General features: G+C 53.3%; 6 protein-coding genes. 5 read left to right on the top strand and 1 reads right to left on the bottom strand.

Annotated elements, in window-relative coordinates:
- Both yidD and recJ read left to right on the top strand, forming a co-directional pair.
- Positions 1–243: membrane protein insertion efficiency factor YidD (yidD, locus tag BOW51_RS08230; protein ID WP_245828631.1), on the top strand; the 243-nt coding region annotated here is incomplete at its 5' end.
- Entirely contained in the window at positions 240–1,832 is a 1,593-nt protein-coding gene (recJ, locus tag BOW51_RS08235) for a single-stranded-DNA-specific exonuclease RecJ (RefSeq protein WP_078477269.1), read from the top strand. The genes yidD and recJ, both read left to right, overlap by 4 nt.
- Here the strand turns inward: recJ and BOW51_RS08240 are convergent.
- Positions 1,789–2,154 (bottom strand): DUF4124 domain-containing protein, encoded by a 366-nt coding sequence (locus BOW51_RS08240; RefSeq protein WP_078477271.1) that lies wholly within the window; start codon positions 2,152–2,154, stop codon positions 1,789–1,791. The genes recJ and BOW51_RS08240 overlap by 44 nt on opposite strands.
- A 341-nt stretch (positions 2,155–2,495) precedes the next feature.
- Between BOW51_RS08240 and BOW51_RS08245 the strand changes: the two genes are divergently transcribed.
- The 3 genes from BOW51_RS08245 to ilvC all read left to right on the top strand — a co-directional run.
- Positions 2,496–4,226, top strand: a complete 1,731-nt coding sequence (locus BOW51_RS08245) for an acetolactate synthase 3 large subunit (protein WP_078477272.1) — start codon at positions 2,496–2,498, stop codon at positions 4,224–4,226.
- Positions 4,226–4,717 (top strand): acetolactate synthase small subunit, encoded by a 492-nt coding sequence (ilvN, locus tag BOW51_RS08250; RefSeq protein WP_078477274.1) that lies wholly within the window; start codon positions 4,226–4,228, stop codon positions 4,715–4,717. Before BOW51_RS08245 ends, ilvN begins: the two co-directional genes overlap by 1 nt.
- 40 nt (positions 4,718–4,757) lie before the next feature.
- Positions 4,758–5,490 (top strand): ketol-acid reductoisomerase (gene ilvC / locus BOW51_RS08255; RefSeq protein ID WP_078477275.1); only part of this gene is annotated, 733 nt, incomplete at its 3' end.

The following is a 5,490-nucleotide window of genomic DNA, read 5'->3' on the forward strand; positions in this document are numbered from 1 at the left end:
GTGCTTGGAAGTAGCTGTCGCTACTATCCAACCTGTTCTTCCTACATGATCCAGGCAATCGAAATTCATGGTGTGCTCAAAGGGGGCTGGATGGGGCTGCGACGTATTAGCCGCTGCCATCCGTGGCATGAAGGCGGCATTGATCCCGTTCCGGGAAGCCCCGAGGCAGCTGCCTGCTGTGAGCATCATGTTGACGACACGCAGCAGGATGATAAGCCTGAAATGGAGAGAGAATCAAAATGAACGGGTGCGAGATTATTCGCCGGCAGGCGACCGCGACAGCAGAATTCAGCGGTGACCTGCATCCGTTGCTTGCACGTGTATTCGCAAATCGCGGCATCAGCTGCAGTGAGGAGCTTGAACTGGAATTGTCCGGCCTGATTCCGGTCTCATCTCTCGGCCAGGTCGATGCCGCTGCACGTTTGCTGGAGCAGGCACTCGATAGCGGATGGAACATCCTCGTCATTGGTGATTTTGATGCGGATGGTGCAACCAGCACTGCAGTGGCTGTCTCCCTCTTGCGCAAACTGGGTGCGAATGTTGATTACCTGGTGCCGAACCGCTTTGCTTTCGGTTATGGCCTGACTCCCGGTATTGTCGGTGTGGCGCTGGAATCTTCACCTGACCTGATCATTACCGTTGATAATGGGATCTCCAGTAACGAGGGTGTCGCCGCGGCAAAGGCGGCGGGTGTGCATGTACTTGTGACTGATCATCACCTGCCGGGCGATAAGTTGCCGGATGCTGATGTTATCGTCAATCCCAATTCGCCGGGAGAGAGTTTTCCAGACAAGTCGCTTGCCGGTGTCGCTGTGATCTTCTATGTCATGACGGCTTTTGTTAAACACCTTGCAGATGCTGGCTGGTTCGAGAGATCCGCAATTGAACAACCGCGCATGGGTGACTGGCTTGATCTTGTGGCACTCGGTACCGTTGCAGATGTTGTACCGCTGACACGCAATAACAGGATTATTGTGGAGCAGGGGCTGAGGCGTATGCGTGCCGGAAAGACGCGTCCCGGTATTGAAGCGCTGTGCCGTGTTTCCAAGCGCATCCCTGCGCAACTGGTGAGTTCCGATCTTGGCTTTGCACTTGGTCCTCGACTGAACGCGGCCGGACGTCTCGAGGATATGTCAGTCGGTATCGAGTGCCTGCTGGCGACTGACAGCCTGAAGGCGGGTGAGCTTGCCGGTCAGCTGGATGATCTCAACAGGCAGCGCCGCGAGATTGAAGGTGAAATGAAACAGCAGGCGCAGGAGATGCTGGATAAGCTGCAGCTGGATGCTGCAAGTGACAATATGCCGGTTGCGCTGACCTTGTACCAGGAGCAGTGGCACCAGGGCGTCATCGGCATCCTCGCATCGCGTATCAAGGAGCAGTGGCACCGCCCTGTCATTGCATTTGCCTCGGATGGTGAAGGCAATCTGAAGGGATCGGCACGTTCGATCACTGGCCTGCATATACGGGATGTACTCGATGCGGTGAGTAAACAGGTGCCCGGACTGATCGAAAAATTCGGTGGTCATGCAATGGCGGCTGGCTTGACGCTCCCACAGAAGAATTTTGAACGCTTCAGCGAGCTGTTCAAGGAACAAGTAGCTGCAGTGATCGATGATACTACCCTGCAGAACCACCACTACTCGGATGGCAGTATTCCATCTGAGTGGCTGGATGTCGGGGTGGCGCAGCAGCTGAAGTTTGCTTCACCGTGGGGGCAGCAGTTCCCGGAGCCCGGTTTCGATGATGAGTTCATCGTTGTCAGTCAAAGAGTCGTGGGAGACAATCACCTCAAACTCGTCCTCGCGCCACAGGATGCGAATGGCGGTTGCTGACCCCCTGTGAATCTTTCTCATAAATTCGGTCTGAAAGATGCATAATCTTCAGGTTATTACGAAGTTTTTCACACGCTACTTCTATCGCATTCTTCTGTTTCTTGATCACCTCATCCTGTTCGGTAGCGGTCGGTCGTTTTGTACCGGCTGTAGAATAAGGCAGATTGGTAGTGGCTGTTGGTCTGGGTGCCTGCGGCAGTGATGGCGAGGAGAGTGATTTTCTGCCACTAGGCGGGCGAGTTCCTGAGTAGACAACCTTGCCATTTTCGTCGATCCATTTATAGATCGCGGCATTTGTATCAGCAACTGTAATAAGCAGCATGATCAAAACGCCCAGAAATAAACGAAAATGGCGCAATTGACGGTCCCCGGATAGTAATTCCACATCTTGCCCTAATAGTCTAAACCATATTCATCCTTATAAATAAGGTTCGACGGCATAAAACCCGGTAAATGCTGTGAATTTGACGTAAAAATGACTGAAAAACCTTGACGCAAAGCGAGTTTGGCAGTACTTTTACCCGTTTACTTTCAGAGGAACCTCTGACCTACTCCATGACGGCCGAGACGGCGCTCACAATGGAATAGTTTCGAGGTGCCCTAAAACTGATCAAGAGCCTTACCCGTACGAGGTGAGGCTATTTTTGTGGAGGGTCAGACATAGTGGAACTCAGCGGAGCCCAGATCGTCGTTCAATCATTGAAAGACGAAGGTGTTGAGCATGTTTTCGGTTACCCCGGCGGGTCCGTACTGCATATTTATGATGCCATTTTCCAGCAGGAGGACGTGCGTCATGTGCTGGTACGTCACGAACAGGGCGCAACCCATGCTGCTGACGGTTATGCACGTGCGACAGGCAAGCCTGGCGTAGTGCTGGTCACATCCGGACCGGGTGCAACCAATGCCGTGACAGGTATCGCAACTGCCTACATGGATTCAATTCCCATGGTAGTTATCACTGGCCAGGTACCCTCGCCGCTGATTGGCTCGGATGCTTTCCAGGAAGTTGATACCATCGGTATTACACGTCCCTGTGTGAAGCATAACTTTCTCGTCAAGCGTGTCGAGGATCTTGCCGAGACCATGAAGAAGGCGTTCCACATTGCCAATACAGGTCGTCCGGGCCCGGTTGTGGTCGATATCCCCAAGGATGTCACTGACCCGAATATTAAGGTGCCCTACGAGTATCCTTCAAAGGTCAAGATGCGTTCCTACAGCCCGGTAGAGAAGGGCCACCTGGGTCAGATCAAGAAGGCTGTCGAACTGATGATGGGTGCCAAGCGCCCGGTGATCTATTCTGGCGGCGGCGTTGTCATCGGTGACGCGAGTGCCGAGCTGACAGAACTTGTTCAGAAAACCGGCTTCCCGATCACCAACACCCTGATGGGTCTGGGTGCCTATCCGGGTACCGACAAGCAAAATATCGGTATGCTCGGCATGCACGGCACCTACGAGGCGAACATGGCAATGCACGAAACAGACGTGCTGGTAGCCATTGGTGCGCGTTTCGATGACCGTGTTACCGGCAAGATTGCCGAGTTCTGCCCACACGCGCAAATCATTCATATTGATGTCGATCCAGCATCGATCTCAAAAAACGTTCGCATCGATATCCCGATTGTCGGACAGGTTAAGAGTGTCCTGAATGACATGCTGCGTATTCTCACTGAGAGAGAAATGCAGGCAGATGCCGATGCGCTGGACGCATGGTGGAAGCAGATCGAAAGCTGGCGTGCGGTTAAGTGCCTTGAATATCCGAAGAGCGACGAGGTCATCAAGCCGCAATTTGCAGTTGATACCCTTCACAAGGTGACTGATGGTGGTCTCTACCTGACTTCCGATGTCGGACAGCACCAGATGTTCGCGGCCCAGTATTATGCATTTGACAAGCCACGCCGCTGGATCAATTCAGGCGGCCTCGGCACCATGGGCTTTGGCCTGCCTGCAGCAATGGGTGTGCAGATGGCGCATCCTGATGCGACTGTTGCCTGTATTACCGGCGAGGCGAGTATCCTCATGTGTATCCAGGAGCTGGCAACCTGCAAGCAGTACAATTTGCCGCTCAAGATTATCCTGCTGAACAACGGCTACATGGGCATGGTTCGCCAGTGGCAGGAGATGTTCTACGAGGGGCGTTACTCCCACTCCTATGTTGACGCACTTCCTGATTTCGTCGAGCTCGCAGAGAGCTTTGGCCATGTTGGTATGCGTATCGACAAGCCAGGCGATCTCGCCGCAGGCTTCGAAGAGGCGTTTAGCCGCAAGGACGAGCTTGTTTTCATTGATGTTGTTGTTGATCCGTCGGAAAATGTTTACCCGATGATCGAGGCGGGCAAGGGGCATCACAAGATGCACCTGTCACCACAACAGGCGTCTGAGAGGGAGTTGGCCTGATGAGACACATTATTTCTATCCTGATGGAAAACGAGGCGGGGGCACTTTCACGCGTTGCCGGTCTCTTTACCGCACGCGGCTACAACATCGAGTCTCTCAGTGTTGCACCGACCGAGGATGCGACCCTGTCACGTATGACACTGGTGACCATCGGTGACGAGCGCGTTATCGAGCAGATCACCAAGCAGCTCAACAAGCTGGTTGACGTGGTCAAGCTGGTCGATCTCTCAGAAGGTGTTCACATCGAACGCGAGATGATGATGATCAAGGTGCGTGCCGAAATGGGCATGCGTGAGGAGATCAAGCGCCTCAGCGATATTTTTCGCGGCAAGATTATTGATGTCACAGACACCAGTTATGTTGTCGAGATGACGGGTGATTCATCCAAGCTGGATTCATTCGTTCGCGCAATTCCGGAAGAGCTGATTATTGAAGTGGTACGTACGGGTGCTAGTGGCATCTCGCGCGGACCAAAAGCACTTACGCTCTGATTTACTATATTTGAAAACACTACAAGGTTAAGGCAGACAGATGGCAGTTAACATTTATTATGATAAAGATTGTGACCTCTCCATTATCAAGGGCATGAAGGTTGCGATTCTCGGTTATGGTTCGCAGGGACACGCTCATGCGAACAACCTGAAAGATTCCGGCGTCGACGTTACCGTTGCATTGCGTCCGGGCTCAGCTTCTGCGGCCAAGGCAGAGAAAGCAGGCCTGCCAGTCGCTTCTGTCGAAGATGCGGTTGCAGCTTCTGACCTGGTTATGGTGCTGACTCCTGATGAATTCCAGTCACAGCTCTACCGTGACCAGATCGAGCCTAACCTGAAAAAGGGTGCGACACTCGCTTTCGCACATGGTTTCGCGGTTCACTACAACCAGGTTGTGCCACGTGAAGATATCGATGTCATCATGGTTGCGCCGAAAGCGCCTGGCCACACTGTTCGTTCAGAGTACGTCAAGGGCGGCGGTATTCCTGACCTGATCGCAATTGCGCAGGATGCTTCAGGCAATGCCAAGAATGTCGCACTGTCATACGCTTCTGCAATCGGCGGCGGTCGTACCGGTATCATCGAAACCAGCTTCAAGGACGAGACCGAGACCGACCTCTTCGGTGAGCAGGCTGTTCTCTGTGGTGGTGCGGTTGAACTCGTCAAGATGGGCTTTGAAACCCTGGTTGAAGCTGGCTACGCTCCAGAAATGGCCTACTTCGAGTGTCTGCACGAGCTCAAGCTGATTGTCGACCTGATGTACGAGGGCGGCA

Source organism: Solemya elarraichensis gill symbiont (assembly GCF_002021095.1).
In the GTDB taxonomy this organism is placed as follows: Bacteria; Pseudomonadota; Gammaproteobacteria; order Chromatiales; family Chromatiaceae.